Consider the following 14083-nt stretch of genomic DNA (forward strand, 5'->3'; position numbering starts at 1 on the left):
TTGCCGGCGGCATCGGTCGCCGTCGCGGTGAAGGTGTGGGACCCGTGCTTGAGATTCGGGGTCGTCACGCTCCAGTCGCCATCACTCGCGACGGTCGCGGTGCCAAGCAGGGTCGTGCCCTCATAGAGCTTGATCGAGCTCCCCGCCTCCGCCGTACCGGATACCGTTGCGCGGTTATGCGTCGTCGGATCGCTCAACAGGATCGGAGCATCGGGGGCAGCGCTATCCACCGTGACATCAAGCGCAGTCGATGCCTTGCTGGTAACGCCGGAGACCGTGTCGGTCGCGGTGAAGCTGTGCTTGCCGTCCGGCAGTGCGACGGTGGTGTAGTGCCATGCCCCGTTCGCATCCGCCGTGACGGTGCCGAGCTGGGTCGTGCCGTCGAGCACCTTGACCGTGCTGTTGGCAACCGCAGTCCCCGCCAGGGTCACCGTCTTGTCGCTCGTGATGTGATCACCGGCGGTGCCGGTATCGCTGGAGAACGAGGCGATCTTCGGCGCGGCCGGCGCAGTGCTCGTGCCGGTGGAGCCCGTCGTCCCAGAACCAATGACCGCATCCACGGCCGTCGACGCGGCACTGACGTTGCCGGCAACGTCGGTCGCCTTCGCCGTCAGGGCGTGCGAACCGGCCGACAATGCAGACGTCGTGGCGCTCCACGCGCCGCTCGCGTTGGTCGTCGCGGTGCCGACCTGGGTCGTTCCGTCGAACACCTTGATCGCGCTGTTCGCTTCGGCAGTCCCCGACATCACGACCTGATTGGCAGTGTTGACGGTGTCACTCGCGATCGTCGGTGCAGCTGGCGCCTTGGTGTCGACGGTGACAGCCACCGCGGCCGACGCCACGCTGGTCTGCCCCGACGAGCTGGTCGCGGTTGCCGTCAGCGTATGCTTCGCATCGGTCAGGACCTTGGTGATGTAGTCCCAGCTGCCGGTCGAAGTCGCAGTCGCCGTACCGATCTGCGTCGAACCATCATAGACCTTCACGGTGCTGCCAGCCGCGGCGGTGCCGTGCAGGGTGATCTGGCTGGCGTCAGTGATGCCATCGCCAGTCTTGCCCGTATCGGGTGACCAGGATGCGATGGTCGGCGCTGCCGGGACATCGGGCGTTGCGGGGGGCGTCGTCGGAGACGACGTCTGCCATCCCGTGCCGAGTTCGTCGTTGTTCGTCAGGACGGGCGTGTTGTTCCTGAAGTAATAGTAACCCCACTTGCCCTCACCAAGTTCGTTGTTGGTGAACGAGACTCCGGAAATCTTGTCGGTGCTGCTGAAGCTGCCATCGGAGTAAAGGGTGTAGCCGCCCCCTGCAAGATAGTTGCCGTCCACCTGAATGTTGGAAACCGGACCGAAGTCATTATTGATCATCACGGCCGAGACGTAGCTGTTCTCGTTGATGACGGTGTTGTGCCGAATGACGACGTCTGAAACGCCGCCGTCGATCTCGATGCCATCGTAGTGCGGACCGCCCAAGGACGTGCCGAGACGCACATCGGGCGCATTCATGGCATGGATATAATTGTCCTGGACGAGGCTCGCCCCGGTGACAATAATACCATTCTCCACGTCATGGATATCGTTGCGCAGGAATGTGCCGGACCCGACGATGCCGTTCGCGCCATCCGGGCTGCTTCCAACGTTTAAAATCTCGCTGTCCTTGACGACAGTTCCCGTAATGCCATCCTTGATCCAGATCCCTGTCCAATCGCTGGACGTGATGCGGCTATTCTGAATCGTGACGTTATCGGCCAGGACCGAAATCGTGCCTTTGACATCGAGAGCGTCGATGACGGTTCCTGGTTGAGTGACAGTTACGTCGCCCGATGGAGTCAGGATAACGCCATCAGGAAGACCGGTGCTATTCGCGTCTGGAAATCCAGCAATTGCCATGTATGTTCATCCCCTCTGCAATGCACGCGCAGACTGAGTCTCATGCGCATACGGTTCGATATGTCGCGGCTCAGTCCAACTCGACTGGTTCTTTGCCGCCCCATCGAGCGCGTGTTCGAATTCGCACGCGCCTTTTTTGAGACGATTCATTGACCCGAGGATGGAGTTTTTAAATCGCGCAGCCGCAGTTCCTGCCGCCGTCCAAAATTAATATTATCGCCGGAATGAGAATTAATAATCAGGATTAAATTTCGATCGAGCGCTCTATTTAAATCGGCAACGAACCTGTGCGGTCTTCGTCAACACCAATATGTATTGCGCCTCACGTCGCGTGCCTTCGCTTCGCCAATCACCAACGGCGGGCTGCACGCACCAATCGGCGCCGCAGCCTCTAGCGACGTCGCGGATGCTTGTCCGAACTTCGTCTCTCGGAGCGAGAATGACTTCCGCGGATTTCCGATCCATCTGCCGAGGGTCGTCCGGCCACACGGCCATGGCGTCCTGCGTGCCGCCTCGCGTAAACCCGCGCCCACACGCTTGCAGTCAGCGGGGAGGGCCGCAGGGCACTGATGACCGGCAAGAGGCTCTGAAAGATTGGCGATCCCGGGAAGACTCGAACTTCCGACCTACGGTTTAGGAAACCGTCGCTCTATCCGGCTGAGCTACGGGACCGCGGAACCCGCAAGTCAGGCGGGTTGCCTGGAGGTGTACATATCAAAGCGGAGACGGGATCGGAAGCCCTCCGCGTTGCCCAATATGAAAGGCTGCCGCTCGGCCTCACGCCCTGATATTGTTGTCCTTCACCACCTTGCCCCAATAAGCGACCTGCTTGTCGAAGAAGGTCTTGAAGGCCGCGCCGTCCTGGAGCAGCAGCGTCATGTGCTGGGTGTCCTTGAGCTGGGCGGCGGTCGCGGGCTCGCTGAGGATTTCCTTGGACGCCGTCGCGAAGGCTGCGACGATATCGGGCGGCGTGCCTGCGGGCGCAAAGATGCCCCACCAGGCCAGCGTCTCGAAATCGGGAAAGCCCGCCTCGATCGCGGTCTGCGTATCGGCCAGCGCCGGCAGCCGCTCGCGGCCGAGCTGCAGGATCGGATGCAGCATGTTGGTGCCGAGCTGGGCGGCGACCAGCGCGGCCGATCCCGCGATGAGATCGACATGGCCGCCGAGCACGTCGTTCATGGCCGGGCCGCCGCCGCGATAGGGCACGTGCATGATCTCGACCCCGGCCTTGCTGCCGAGCACGGTCATGGCGAGATGGCCGAGCGTGCCGATGCCGACGGAGGCATATTTCACCGCGCCCGGGGTCGCCTTGCAGGCGGCCACCACGTCGGCAAAGCTCTTGTAGGGGCGGCCGGCGCCGGCCGCGATCACATAGGGCGCGGTGCCGATCAGCAGCACCGGCATCAGCTCACGCTCGACATCGACCGGCGGCTTGTCGAGGATCGACGGAATCACCGCATGGGAATCGAACGTCACCAGGAACGAGGTGCCGTCCGCCGGGCTCTTGGCGACTTGAGCCGCGCCGAGCGCGCCGGCCGCGCCGGACTTGTTCTCGACCACGACGATGCGACCGAGCTTGGTTTGCAGGCTGGCTTGCAACAGCCGCGCCATCGCATCGGTCGAGCCACCCGGCGGAAACGGCACGACAAGCGTGATCTTGCCAGCCTGCGCCGCTGCCGGTGCCATTGCGAGAATGGCCGGTGCAGCCAGCAGCGCACGTCGTGTGATCGTCATGGTCCCCTCCCTTTTGTGTTCAGCGCCTGGCTTTTTGCTCTTTGGCGCTAAGTCGTGCCGAAGCCCGACCCCGCTTTTTTGTATTCTGGCCGAGGCGGACTGAAGATGTCCAGCACCCGGGCGCCGTCGGGGCCGGCGCGCATGGTGTGCGGCACATTGCCCGCGGTGCGCCAGAAATCGCCCTTCTTCACCGCAATCTCCTCATCGCCCTGGACGCGGATGGCCGAGCCGTCGAGCAGCACGCCCCATTGCTCCTCGGGATGATGGTGCAGCGTGCCCTGCGCATGCGGCGCCAGCGTCACCACCGACAGCATCGCCTGCTCGCCGGAGAAGATGCGGGTGGTCACCCCTGCTGCGAGCTCGCGGAACAGCCCGTCGCTGGGATCATCGATATTGTGGAATTCGTCCTTCTGACTCACGCCATCCTCCCCTTCGTTGTCGCCTGATCAGGATTTTCCATACGAGCCCTGATAACGGCCCTCGCGGATCGCCTTCATGGTCTCCTCCTCGCGCGCGACCTGGGCGCGCACGGCTTCCAGCAGCGCGGCGGCGCTCGCGGCGGGAAACGACACCACACCATCCTCGTCGCCGACGACGATGTCGCCGGGCGAGATCACGCTGCCGCCGACCGAGACAGGCACGTTGATCTCGCCGGGGCCGTTCTTGTAGGGGCCGCGATGGATCACGGCACGGGCGTAGCAGGGAAAGTCGTCGGCCGCGAACGCCGCGACATCGCGGATGGCGCCGTCGATCACATAGCCTTCGGCTTTGCGCCATTGCGCGATGTTCTTCATGATCTCGCCGACCAGCGCGCGCGTCTCGTCGCCACCGCCATCGACCACGATGACGTCGCCGGGACCGACCAGCTCGAGCGCGCGGTGGATGGCGAGATTGTCGCCGGGGCGCGTGCGCACGGTGAAGGCCGTGCCCACCAGCTTAGCCCCGCGGTGATAGGGCTTCAGTCCCACCGCGCCGGGCAGCCGCGCGAGATTGTCTGAAATGACCGAGGTCGGCGCACCGCGAAAGCCCGCGATGATCTCGGCCGGCGGCTTCGGCACGCTGTTCGCAGCGATGGTGATGGTCATGTCCTGGAGTCCTTTCGTCAATCAATCGGCGTGCGACCGCGCCTTCGCCGGCCAAATCCGGAAGGCGCGCCCTTCCTTCATCCACGTTGCGCGCTCGTCGCGCAACAGCGTGCGGCGGACTTTTCCGGAATCATCGCGCGGCGAGGCGCCGACGATCTCGAAGCTTTCCGGATGCTTGTAGCGGCTGAGCCTGTCCTTCAGGAACTCCGCCATGCCGTCGGCGATGGCCTGGCCGTCGGCATCGCCCTCCGGCTCGATGATGGCGTGCACGCGCTGGCCCAATTCCGGATCGGGCAACCCCACCACGACGCAGGAGCGCACGCCCGGAGCCTCGGAGACGGCGGCCTCGACCTCGGCCGGATAGATGTTGGCACCGCCGCGCAGCACCATGTCGGCGAGGCGGTCGCCGAGATAGAGATAGCCTTCCGCATCCAGCCTGCCGATATCGCCGAGCGATTCCCAGCCATCGCTGCGGCGCTTCGGCTCGGCGCCGAGATAGTGATAGGTGGCGTCCCTGCCGTCATTGTTGAGGAAATAGATCTCCCCGGTCTCGCCTGGCGCGACGTCGTTGCCATCCTCGCCGATGATGCGCAGCTTTGCCATCTCGCCGATCCTGCCGACCGAGCCCTTGTGCGTCAGCCAGTCCGTGCCCGAGATGATGCAGGCGCCCTGCCGCTCGGTGCCGCCATAGAGCTCCCAGACTCGCTCCGGCCCAAGCCAGGCGATCCAGTTCTCCTTCAGCCAGGGCGGCATCGGAGCTGCCATGTGAAAGACGGTTTGCAGGCTCGACAGATCGTAGGCGTTGCGCACCTGCTCCGGCAGCGCCCAGATCCGGTGCATCATGGTCGGCACGAAATTGACCCATTGCACGCACTCGCGTTCGATCTGCCGCAATGTCTCCTCGGCGTCGAACTTGGCGAGACCGGTGAGCTGGCCGCCAGTGAACAGCGCGTAGTGCGACACGATGAACGGCGCATTGTGATAGAGCGGCCCCGGATTGAGCAGCGAGACCCCGAAGGGGATGTTGAGCGGCGGCGCGGCGACCGTGTCGGTCACGGCCGGCTGATGATCGAGGATCACCTTCGGCCGCCCGGTCGAGCCGCCCGAGGTCATGGCCTTCCAGTAGCGCGCCACCGGCGGATTGAGCGGCTCGTCCGAAAATCCTGCCGGCACGAAATCAGCCGGGAGGCGGTTCGGCGCGTTCCAGTCGGCTTCGCCGCCGACCACCAGCGCCGGCCTGAGAATGTCGAGCACGGCCGCGGCCTCGCCGCGCGGCAGCCGCCATGACAGCGAGGTCGGCGTCGCACCGCACTTCCACACCGCAAACGAGGTCTCGAAGAACGCGTTGCCGTTGGGCAGTCCGATCGCGACGAAATCGCCGGGCTTGACGCCCTTGGCCGCGAACGCCCGCGCGCGCCGGTTGGCGCCGCGCTCGAGCTCGTCCCATGTCAGCGTGTCCTGCCCATGGCGGATGGCAATCATGCCACGTGGTTTGCGTTCAGCGTACCAGCGCGGCACGTCGGACAGGGGCAGCAACATCAGGTGTTTCCATTTCGTCTTCTTGGCGTCGCCACGGGGGTGAGGCGCTCGCAAGGCGAAGTGTAGCAGCCGGCCGGCGCGCCGCTGTGACTCCTTCGCCACGTCAAGCACAAAATGTCAGCATTGCAGCCATGAAATTCCCGAGTTCCACGGGTGACAAGCCGGCGATAAAGAGGCAAAAATCTGGCTCGACTCAGTTCGGGTTGAGCTTGGCAAGGAATGCTCTCGTAGAATGTCGTCCGTGATTGCATTGCGTCGTGCGGCGCTGCTTCTCGTTGCCGCAGCAGGGTTTTTTCTGCTGACGCACGCGCATGCCCAGGCGCAATGGTGGAAACGCGCGCCGGTCGATTTCGAGGAATGCGCCGACGCCGCCGAGAAGGCCGCCACCAAGTCCGAGAAGACATCCGCACTTGCCGATTGCAACGCCAAGTTCGCCGGCCGCCGCAAGGCAGGCGGCGGCTACTCCTATTACGACTTCCTGCAGGATCGCACCTTCGACATCGCCGGACCCAATCCGACGCCGGAGGAGCAGAAGAAGATCGACGCAGCCTATACCGCCTATCTCGCCAAAGAGCGCCGCAGCAACGAAGCGGCCGAGGCCGCTGCCCGTCAACAGCGCGAGCAGCAGGAACTGCAGGCGCGGCAACTCCAGCAGGTCGCGCTGCGCACCGACGTCGCGCGCGTGCCCGTTCCGGTCGAGCGGCCGAAGGTGCAGCAAACCGTCGGTCAGCGCTCGAAGGGCGCGTGCACCAAAGGCTCATTCTCCTGCGAATGGCCGCGGCTGTCGGAGAGCTTGAACGATTTGAAGAAGCTGTTCAATCCGACCCCGAGCAAGCCGGCGAAGAAGGGCTGAGCTACAGCCGTCATTGCGCGATGATCGTAGGGTGGGCAAAGGCGCAAAGCGCCGTGCCCACCATTCGTTTATGATTAAGAGAGTTGGTGGGCACGCTTCGCTTTGCCCACCCTACGAGAGCGTCGCCTCACTTCGTGGGCTTCTTCTTGCTGCGCTTGGGTTTGACCACCGGCGCATCCGGCGGCGCCGCCGTCGTCGGTGCCCCACTCAGCGCCTTGCGGCTCTCCTGCAGCCGCGCGTCATAGCCGGGCGAGTTCATGACCGTCGGCGGCCTGGCGTCAGCGAATGTGGCCGCGCCACAAAGCGCTACCAGCGCGAGCCCGATCACCAAACAATGTTTCATCGCGCTCTTCCTCACGCTCAAGCCCGGCCGCGAATCTGCTGCGGCGTCAGACGCGGTGGACCCTTGCCGGCGGCCTCGGCTTCCTTGATCAGCGCAACAATGCGGCGCATCAGCGGCACCTCGACATGGTTTTGTTCGGCAAGCGCAATGACAGCGCCCTGGAGATAGTCGATCTCGGTCTTGCGTCCGTGCTTCAAATCCTGCCACATCGAGGAGCGCGCCTCGGGATCGATCTTCATGGTCCGCCCCAGGATCGCGTTGAAGATCGTGTCGGGCAGCCGGAGCAAGGCCGGGGTCCAGTTCATCGGGATCGGCGTTGCCGAGACCGGCGCGATGCCGGCGGCCTTCAGCGCGGCCAGCCCTTCCGCCATCTGGTCGGCAAACAGCCTGCGCCAGTCGCGGCTTGCCAGTTGCGCGGCGAGCGGCAAGTCGGACAATGCGCTGAGCGCATTGTTGAGATTGATGATGAGCTTGCCCCATTGCACGCCGGTGATGTCACCGCTCGCGCGCACCGTGAGACCGGCCACCGAAAGCGACGCGGCCGTGTTTTCAGCGTCCTCTCCGATATGGATATCGCCGGAGGTCGAGCGGTGGAAACGGCCCTCGCCCATCGCGATCACGTTGAACGGCACCATGCCCGCGAGCACGCGACGGCCGCCAGGACGATTGCCAAGACGGTCGCGCAGCACCGCGGCATTGCCGATACCGTTCTGCAGCGAGACGATGACGGCATCCTCAGGCGCATGCTGCGCGATCTGATCCGCGACATCGGCGGTATCGGCGCTCTTCACCGTGACCAGCACGATGCCGGCGCTGTGGAAGATCGCGGGATCCTCCGACAGCGCGAGCTGCCCCGCACCGAGCTTCTTCTCGGAGCCGTCGAAATGGGTCAGCCGCAGGCCGAACCGCTCGATCTCGGTCTTCACCCGCGGCCGCACCAGCAGCGCGACACGGCGGCCCGAGGCCGCCAGCATGCCGCCGACGAAACAGCCGATGGCGCCCGCGCCGGCCACCACGATCGGTCGATCCGTCATCACCTCGCCTTGCTCCCTGAACGACCCACCCTCGATAGCAGAGGCGAGGCCGGCAACCAATCGCGGCGCATCCGCCTTGTAACCGTCATGAGAGCCCCATATGTTTTCGGCCCGGGGGCAGCCAGCGGCGAGCGCTCGCCGAACGAGACGCCAAAGGAGAGCACCATGGGTCTACTCGACGTCCTCAACGGCATGCAGAACGGCCCCCGCGGCCCCTCTACACCCAGCTCCGAGAAATCCTCCGGCGGCATGTCGCCGATGACCATGGCGATCATTGCCCTGCTTGGATGGAAGGCCTTCAAGCATTTGACGGCAGGCCAGCCCGGCGCGGCGCCGGCCCCGCAGCAGCGCTCTCCGCTGCCGCCTCCGACGCCTGTGAATACAGGCAGCAGCGCTCTTCCCGGCGGGAGCGGCGGTCTCAGCGATTTGCTCAAAGGCGGGCTCGGCGGCCTGCTCGCGGGCGGCGCGGCCGGAACCGTGCTGAGCGGCGGCCTCGGCGATCTCCTCAACCAGCTCCAGCAGGGCGGCCACGGCGAGGCCGCGAATTCCTGGGTCGGCAAGGGCGAGAACAAGGCCATCGCGCCTGGCGATCTGGCGAGCGCACTCGGCGCCGACCAGATCGAGAGCCTGTCCGCCCAGAGCGGCCTGTCGCGCGAGGAGCTGCTCTCCGGCCTCAGCCAGTATCTGCCGCAGGTGATCGACCATCTGACGCCGGACGGCCGGCTGCCGACCGAGAACGAGCTTTCGGGCAGAATTTAATCCAAATCCGATCTACGCGTTCTCGGGAAGGGAAGCACACTCATGAGCATGGGCGGTCTGTTGTGGATCATCGTCGTCGGCTTCATCGCCGGCCTCATCGCGCGCTGGCTGGCGCCGGGACCGAACAACCCGAGCGGCTTCATCCTCACCACCATCCTCGGCATCGCCGGGGCGTTTCTCGCCACCTTCATCGGTCAGGCGATCGGCCATTACAGCCCCGACCAGGGCGCCGGCTTCATCATGGCCACGCTCGGCGCGGTGGTGGTGCTGTTCATCTGGCACCGGCTGGTGACGAGCGGCGTGATCAAGGGGTAGGCCGCCGGCGCGTCATGGCGTAACCTATCAACAAACTCGGTGTCGTCCCGGACAAGCGCGCCTAAGCCCGCGCCGATCCGGGACCCATAACCACAGGGAGTGGTTTGGCGAAGACTCGGAGTGACCAGAGTCGCGCGGCAACTCCTGCTTGTGGTTATGGGTCCCCGCGCCCCGTGCGCAATTGCGCACTAGGCGGGGACGACACCGGTATGTGACGCTAGTTGAGTATCTCACGTAATCAAATGCATCCCCGCATCCATGCGCACGACCTCGCCGGTCATGTTGCTGGTGGCCGGCATCGCCAGGAAGCAGACGAGCTGCGCGATGTCCTCGGCGGTCGATGCGACCTTGAGCGGCACCTTCGCCACCACGCTGTCGCGCACCTGCTTGGCGCCGGCTTCGCCGCGGCCCTTGGTGAACCAGGGCGTGTCGATATAGCCGGGGCACACCGTGTTGACGCGGATCAGCGGCGCCAGCGCGCGCGACAGCGACAGCGTCATGGTGTTGAGCGCGCCCTTGCTCGCGGCGTAGGCGATCGACGAGCCGACGCCGCTGATGCCGGCGACCGAGGACACGTTGACCACGGCGGAGGGCCGACCCGAAGCCTTGGCGCCGGCCTCCAGCAGGCTGCGCGCGGCGCGCACCATCTGGAACGGGCCGATGGTGTTGACGCCATACACGCGCTGGAAATCTTCAGCCGACAATCCGTCGAGATCGGCATGGGCGACATGCTTGGTGGTGCCGGCATTGTTGACGAGGATGTCGAGCCGGCCCCAGGCGCTGGCGGCCCCAACGATCTTGCGGCAATCGTCGTCCTTTGAAACGTCGCCCTGCGCAACCAGAACTTCCGGAGAGCCCGCCTTGCGGCAGACGTCCGCGGTGGCCTCGGCTTCTTTCTGGCTAGAGGAATAGTTGATGACGAGCCGCGCCCCGCTTCGCGCGAGGATTTCCGCGGTTGCTGCGCCAAGTCCGGATGCGGACCCCGTCACGATTGCGCACAGACTGTCTTTGGCCATCCGGATTTCCTTCCCCTGTATCTGATGCGAGCCTTAAGTCGCTGGCCTTGTTTAGCGAGTTTGCCGCGCCCTGCAAATCAAGCAAACTCCGCTAAGCGGAATTAGCTTATCCCCCATGCCCGCGCCGCAGGTTGACCTGCGATCAACGCTTGTCACGGCCATGGCTTTTTCGGATCATCGGGCGCAAGAAGACCTGCGCGGTTCGCTCCACCAGGCGGGACGCGCCAACGGAAAAAGCACGGGGAGCGCTGTGGCGGAGAGTGACAACATCGTCGTCGAGACCGCGGAGAAGATCTTCGCCGATCTCGCCGATCCGCAAACCATCAACAACGACAAGAAGGATTCCTGGCAGGCGCCGCTGTGGCGGGCGCTGAGCGAAGCCGGCCTGCCATTGTCCTGGGTGCCCGATGATCTCGGCGGCTCCGGCGCGAGCCTGGCCGACGGCTTTGCGCTGTTGAACGCCGCCGGCCGTTTCGCCGTCGCGGTTCCGCTGGCGGAGACCATGCTGGCCGGCTGGCTGCTGGCGCAGGCGAAGATCGCATCCCCCGAGGGCGAGATGACGGTGCTGCCGGCCTCGCCGAAGGACCGCCTCACCCTCGATGCCGACGGTTCGCTCTCCGGCCGCGCCCGCGGCGTGCCCTTTGCCAAGGCGGCGAAGCACTTTGCGGTGCTGGCGCACGGCAGGGATGGCGTCTCGATCGCGCTGGTCGATGCCGGCAAGGTCCGGATCGAGTCCGGCCTCAATGTCGGCTACGACCACAGCGACACCGTGACGCTCGACAGGGTCCAACCCGTCACGCTCAAAGCCGCCCCGAAGGGCTTTGACCAGACCACGATGATGCTGATGGGCGGCGTTGCGCGCAGCCTGCAGATCGCGGGCGCGCTGGAATCGATGCTCGACATCTCCGTGCGCTACTCCAACGAGCGCGTCGCCTTCGAGAAGAAGATCTCGAAATTCCAGGCCGTGCAGCACAATCTCGCGCGTCTCGCCGGCGAATCCGCCGCAGCGCTCGCAGCTGCAACGTCCGCTGCCGACGCCATCGCCAACGCAAAGTCGTTCGACGACGAGGTGTATCTCGAAGCCGCCTCGGCGAAGATCCGCTGCGCGGAAGCGGCGGAAAAGGGCGGCGCCATCGCACATCAAGTGCACGGCGCGATCGGCTTCACGCTTGAGCACATCCTGCACCGCTATTCGTTGCGGGCGCTGGCCTGGCGCGACGATTTCGGCTCGGAAAGCCATTGGGCCGTCGAGCTCGGCAAGCTGGTCGCAAGCCGCGGCGCCGACGAATTATGGCCGCTCGTGGCGTCGCGCTGATCCGGGAGAGAAACACATGACCGCTGCCCTCCGTTTCGATCCGATCCGCCTGCCCGAGAAGTGCGAGCAATTGCGCAAGGAAGTGCGCGCCTTCCTCGCCGAGGAAATCGCCGCCGGCACCTTCGATCCGCACAAGCCCAATCGCGAGGACACCGACGCGCCGGAATTTTCTCGCCGGGTCGGCGCCAAAGGCTGGCTCGGGATGACCTGGCCGAAGAAATATGGCGGCCAGGAGCGCTCTTTCCTCGAACGTTACGTCGTGACCGAGGAGATGCGCGTCGCCAACGCTCCGACGCGGCGTTTCTTCGTCGCCGACCGCCAGAGCGGGCCGGTGCTGATCAAATACGCGCCTGAACATATCAAGATGGAGATCCTGCCGCGGATCTGTCGCGGCGAGATCTGCTTTGCGATCGGCATGAGCGAGCCGAACTCCGGCTCCGACCTGTTCGCCGCAAAGACGCGCGCGACCAAGACCGACGGCGGCTATCTCATCAACGGCACCAAGATCTGGACCTCGTCGGCGCACATCGCCGACTACATGATCGCGATCTTCCGGACCTCGCCGCCAACCAAGGAAAACCGCCGTCACGGCCTGACCCAGTTCCTGGTCAAGATGAAGCAGCCGGGCATTCAGGTGAACCCGATCGGCCAGATCACCGGCCAGTACGAGTTCAACGAGGTCGTCTTCACCGATTTCTTCGTGCCTGACGATCACGTGCTCGGCGAGGTCGACGGCGCCTGGAAGCAGGCGACGAGCGAGCTGGCGTATGAGCGTTCGGGCCCCGAGCGTTTCCTCGAGACCTATTACGTGCTGACCGAGCTGGTTCGCGCGGTTGGCCCCAACCCGGATACGCGCAGCGCCGAAGGCATCGGCCGTCTCGTCGCGCAGCTCCACACCATGCGGCGTATGTCGGTCTCGGTGGCCGGCATGCTGCAGGCCGGCAAAGAGCCGGTGGTGGAGGCCTCCATCGTCAAGGACATCGGCACGGTCTGGGAGCAGCAGCTGCCCCACCGCGTCCGCGACCTTGCTGCTTTCGTCGAGGAGACCGCGACCAACCGCGAGACGCTGGAGCGGCAGCTCAACTTCGCCATCAAGACCGCGCCGAAACTCACCATCCAGGGCGGCACCACCGAGGTGCTGCGCGGCATCATCGCCCGCGGACTTGGTTTGCGCTGATTTAATCGAGGATCATCATGACCACATACAAAGACATCGGCGTCGAGAAGGTCGGACACGTCGGCACCATCGAGATCCGCCGCCCGCCGCTGAACTTCTTCGACATTTCGCTGATCAACCAGATCGCGGACGCGCTCGACGAGTTCGACCGTGACATCGAGATCCGTGCCTCCGTTCTCTCGGCCCAGGGCAAGGCGTTCTGCGCCGGCGCAAACTTTGGCGATCCGGCGCGGCAGGCGCAGGAGGCGCGCGAGGCCGAGAAGAAGGGCGATCCGGCCGATAATCTCGGCCCGATCAACCATCTCTACATCCAGGCCGTGCGCATCTTCCGCGCCAAGAAGCCGATCGTCGCGGCCGTGCAGGGCGCCGCCATCGGCGGCGGATTGGGCCTCGCCGTCTCCGCCGATTTCCGCGTCACCTGCCCGGAAGCGCGTTTCTCCGCGAATTTCACGAAACTCGGCTTCCATCCCGGCTTCGGCCTGACGACGACGCTCCCGGAGCTGATCGGCAAGAACAACGCCGAGCTGATGTTCTACACCAGCCGCCGCGTCACCGGCGAAGAGGCCGTGAAGTGGGGCCTCGCCAACGAGCTGGTGCCGCAGGACCAGGTCAAGGCGGCCGCGATGAAGCTCGCCGGCGAGATCGCCGAATGCTCCCCGCTCGGCCTGCTCTCCACCCGCGCCACGATGCGCGCCGGATTGGCCGACCGCGTCATGGCCGCGACCAACCACGAGCTCGCCGAGCAGACACGGCTGCGCGCGACGGAGGATTTCAAGGAAGGCGTCAAGGCCACGGAAGAACGGCGCGCGGCGAATTTCAAGGGAAGGTAGCTTCGTATCACGTCAGCGTCGCGGCATCCTCCCCAGTCGTCCCTGCGAAAGCAGGGACCCATAACCACAGGAAGAGATTGTCGCGCAAAGCTGGGCACTACGAGTCATCGCCAAACCACTCCCTGTGGCTATGGCGACGAGCGCAAGCGCTCGCGCGGAGGTCCCGGATCTGCGCTTCGCTTGTCCGGGACGACGGCGGT

The 14083-nt window shown here is 65.0% G+C and carries 14 protein-coding genes and 1 tRNA gene; 6 read left to right on the top strand and 9 right to left on the bottom strand.

Annotated elements, in window-relative coordinates:
• The 6 genes from AABA84_RS24980 to AABA84_RS25005 form a co-directional block, all read right to left on the bottom strand.
• On the bottom strand, positions 1-1883 hold a 1883-nt coding region (locus AABA84_RS24980; protein WP_338313536.1), incomplete at its 3' end, for an Ig-like domain-containing protein.
• A gap of 595 nt (positions 1884-2478) precedes the next feature.
• Positions 2479-2555, bottom strand: a tRNA-Arg gene (locus AABA84_RS24985).
• A 105-nt stretch (positions 2556-2660) separates the two neighbouring features.
• Positions 2661-3617 carry a tripartite tricarboxylate transporter substrate-binding protein gene (locus tag AABA84_RS24990; RefSeq protein ID WP_338313537.1) on the bottom strand — a complete coding sequence of 319 codons (957 nt, stop codon included), beginning with the start codon at positions 3615-3617 and terminating at the stop codon, positions 2661-2663.
• 47 nt (positions 3618-3664) lie between these two features.
• Positions 3665-4036 (bottom strand): cupin domain-containing protein, encoded by a 372-nt coding sequence (locus AABA84_RS24995; protein ID WP_338313538.1) that lies wholly within the window; start codon positions 4034-4036, stop codon positions 3665-3667.
• Positions 4037-4063: 27 nt separating this feature from the next.
• On the bottom strand, positions 4064-4702 hold the full coding sequence (locus AABA84_RS25000) for an RraA family protein (RefSeq protein WP_212253862.1): 639 nt from the start codon (positions 4700-4702) through the stop codon (positions 4064-4066).
• Positions 4703-4723: 21 nt separating this feature from the next.
• Positions 4724-6241: an AMP-binding protein gene (locus AABA84_RS25005; RefSeq protein ID WP_338313539.1), complete on the bottom strand. Its 1518-nt coding sequence runs from the start codon at positions 6239-6241 to the stop codon at positions 4724-4726.
• A 232-nt stretch (positions 6242-6473) separates the two neighbouring features.
• Here AABA84_RS25005 and AABA84_RS25010 point away from each other — a divergent pair, with 232 nt between their 5' ends.
• Complete coding sequence (locus AABA84_RS25010; RefSeq protein ID WP_338313540.1) at positions 6474-7094, top strand: hypothetical protein; 621 nt, start codon at positions 6474-6476, stop codon at positions 7092-7094.
• A 127-nt stretch (positions 7095-7221) separates the two neighbouring features.
• Here AABA84_RS25010 and AABA84_RS25015 read toward each other — a convergent pair whose 3' ends face one another.
• A complete protein-coding gene (locus AABA84_RS25015) occupies positions 7222-7437 on the bottom strand; it encodes a hypothetical protein (protein ID WP_212247002.1) in 216 nt (71 codons plus the stop codon).
• 17 nt (positions 7438-7454) lie between these two features.
• Positions 7455-8474, bottom strand: coding sequence for a 2-dehydropantoate 2-reductase (locus AABA84_RS25020; protein WP_338313541.1), 1020 nt, complete (start codon positions 8472-8474; stop codon positions 7455-7457).
• Between the two features lie 162 nt (positions 8475-8636).
• Between AABA84_RS25020 and AABA84_RS25025 the strand changes: the two genes are divergently transcribed.
• Positions 8637-9230: a YidB family protein gene (locus AABA84_RS25025; RefSeq protein WP_212247006.1), complete on the top strand. Its 594-nt coding sequence runs from the start codon at positions 8637-8639 to the stop codon at positions 9228-9230.
• 42 nt (positions 9231-9272) lie between these two features.
• The gene (locus AABA84_RS25030) at positions 9273-9545 is read left to right on the top strand and encodes a GlsB/YeaQ/YmgE family stress response membrane protein (protein ID WP_212247007.1); all 273 of its coding nucleotides are present in this window, start codon (positions 9273-9275) and stop codon (positions 9543-9545) included.
• 230 nt (positions 9546-9775) lie between these two features.
• Here the strand turns inward: AABA84_RS25030 and AABA84_RS25035 are convergent, their stop codons facing one another.
• Entirely contained in the window at positions 9776-10561 is a 786-nt protein-coding gene (locus AABA84_RS25035; protein WP_338313542.1) for an SDR family NAD(P)-dependent oxidoreductase, read from the bottom strand.
• A gap of 250 nt (positions 10562-10811) precedes the next feature.
• On the opposite strand from AABA84_RS25035, the gene AABA84_RS25040 reads away from it, so the two are divergent.
• Genes AABA84_RS25040 through AABA84_RS25050 form a run of 3 tightly spaced genes read left to right on the top strand, consistent with a single transcriptional unit; the run spans position 10812 to position 13883 of the window.
• Positions 10812-11876 carry an acyl-CoA dehydrogenase family protein gene (locus tag AABA84_RS25040; protein ID WP_338313543.1) on the top strand — a complete coding sequence of 355 codons (1065 nt, stop codon included), beginning with the start codon at positions 10812-10814 and terminating at the stop codon, positions 11874-11876.
• A 16-nt stretch (positions 11877-11892) separates the two neighbouring features.
• Positions 11893-13053 carry an acyl-CoA dehydrogenase family protein gene (locus AABA84_RS25045; protein ID WP_338313544.1) on the top strand — a complete coding sequence of 387 codons (1161 nt, stop codon included), beginning with the start codon at positions 11893-11895 and terminating at the stop codon, positions 13051-13053.
• Positions 13054-13070: 17 nt separating this feature from the next.
• Positions 13071-13883, top strand: coding sequence for an enoyl-CoA hydratase/isomerase family protein (locus AABA84_RS25050; protein ID WP_028141827.1), 813 nt, complete (start codon positions 13071-13073; stop codon positions 13881-13883).
• The last annotated feature ends 200 nt before the right edge of the window (positions 13884-14083 follow it).

Origin of the sequence: Bradyrhizobium sp. TM239, from assembly GCF_036247985.1 — a bacterium.
In the GTDB taxonomy this organism is placed as follows: domain Bacteria; phylum Pseudomonadota; class Alphaproteobacteria; order Rhizobiales; family Xanthobacteraceae; genus Bradyrhizobium; species Bradyrhizobium ottawaense.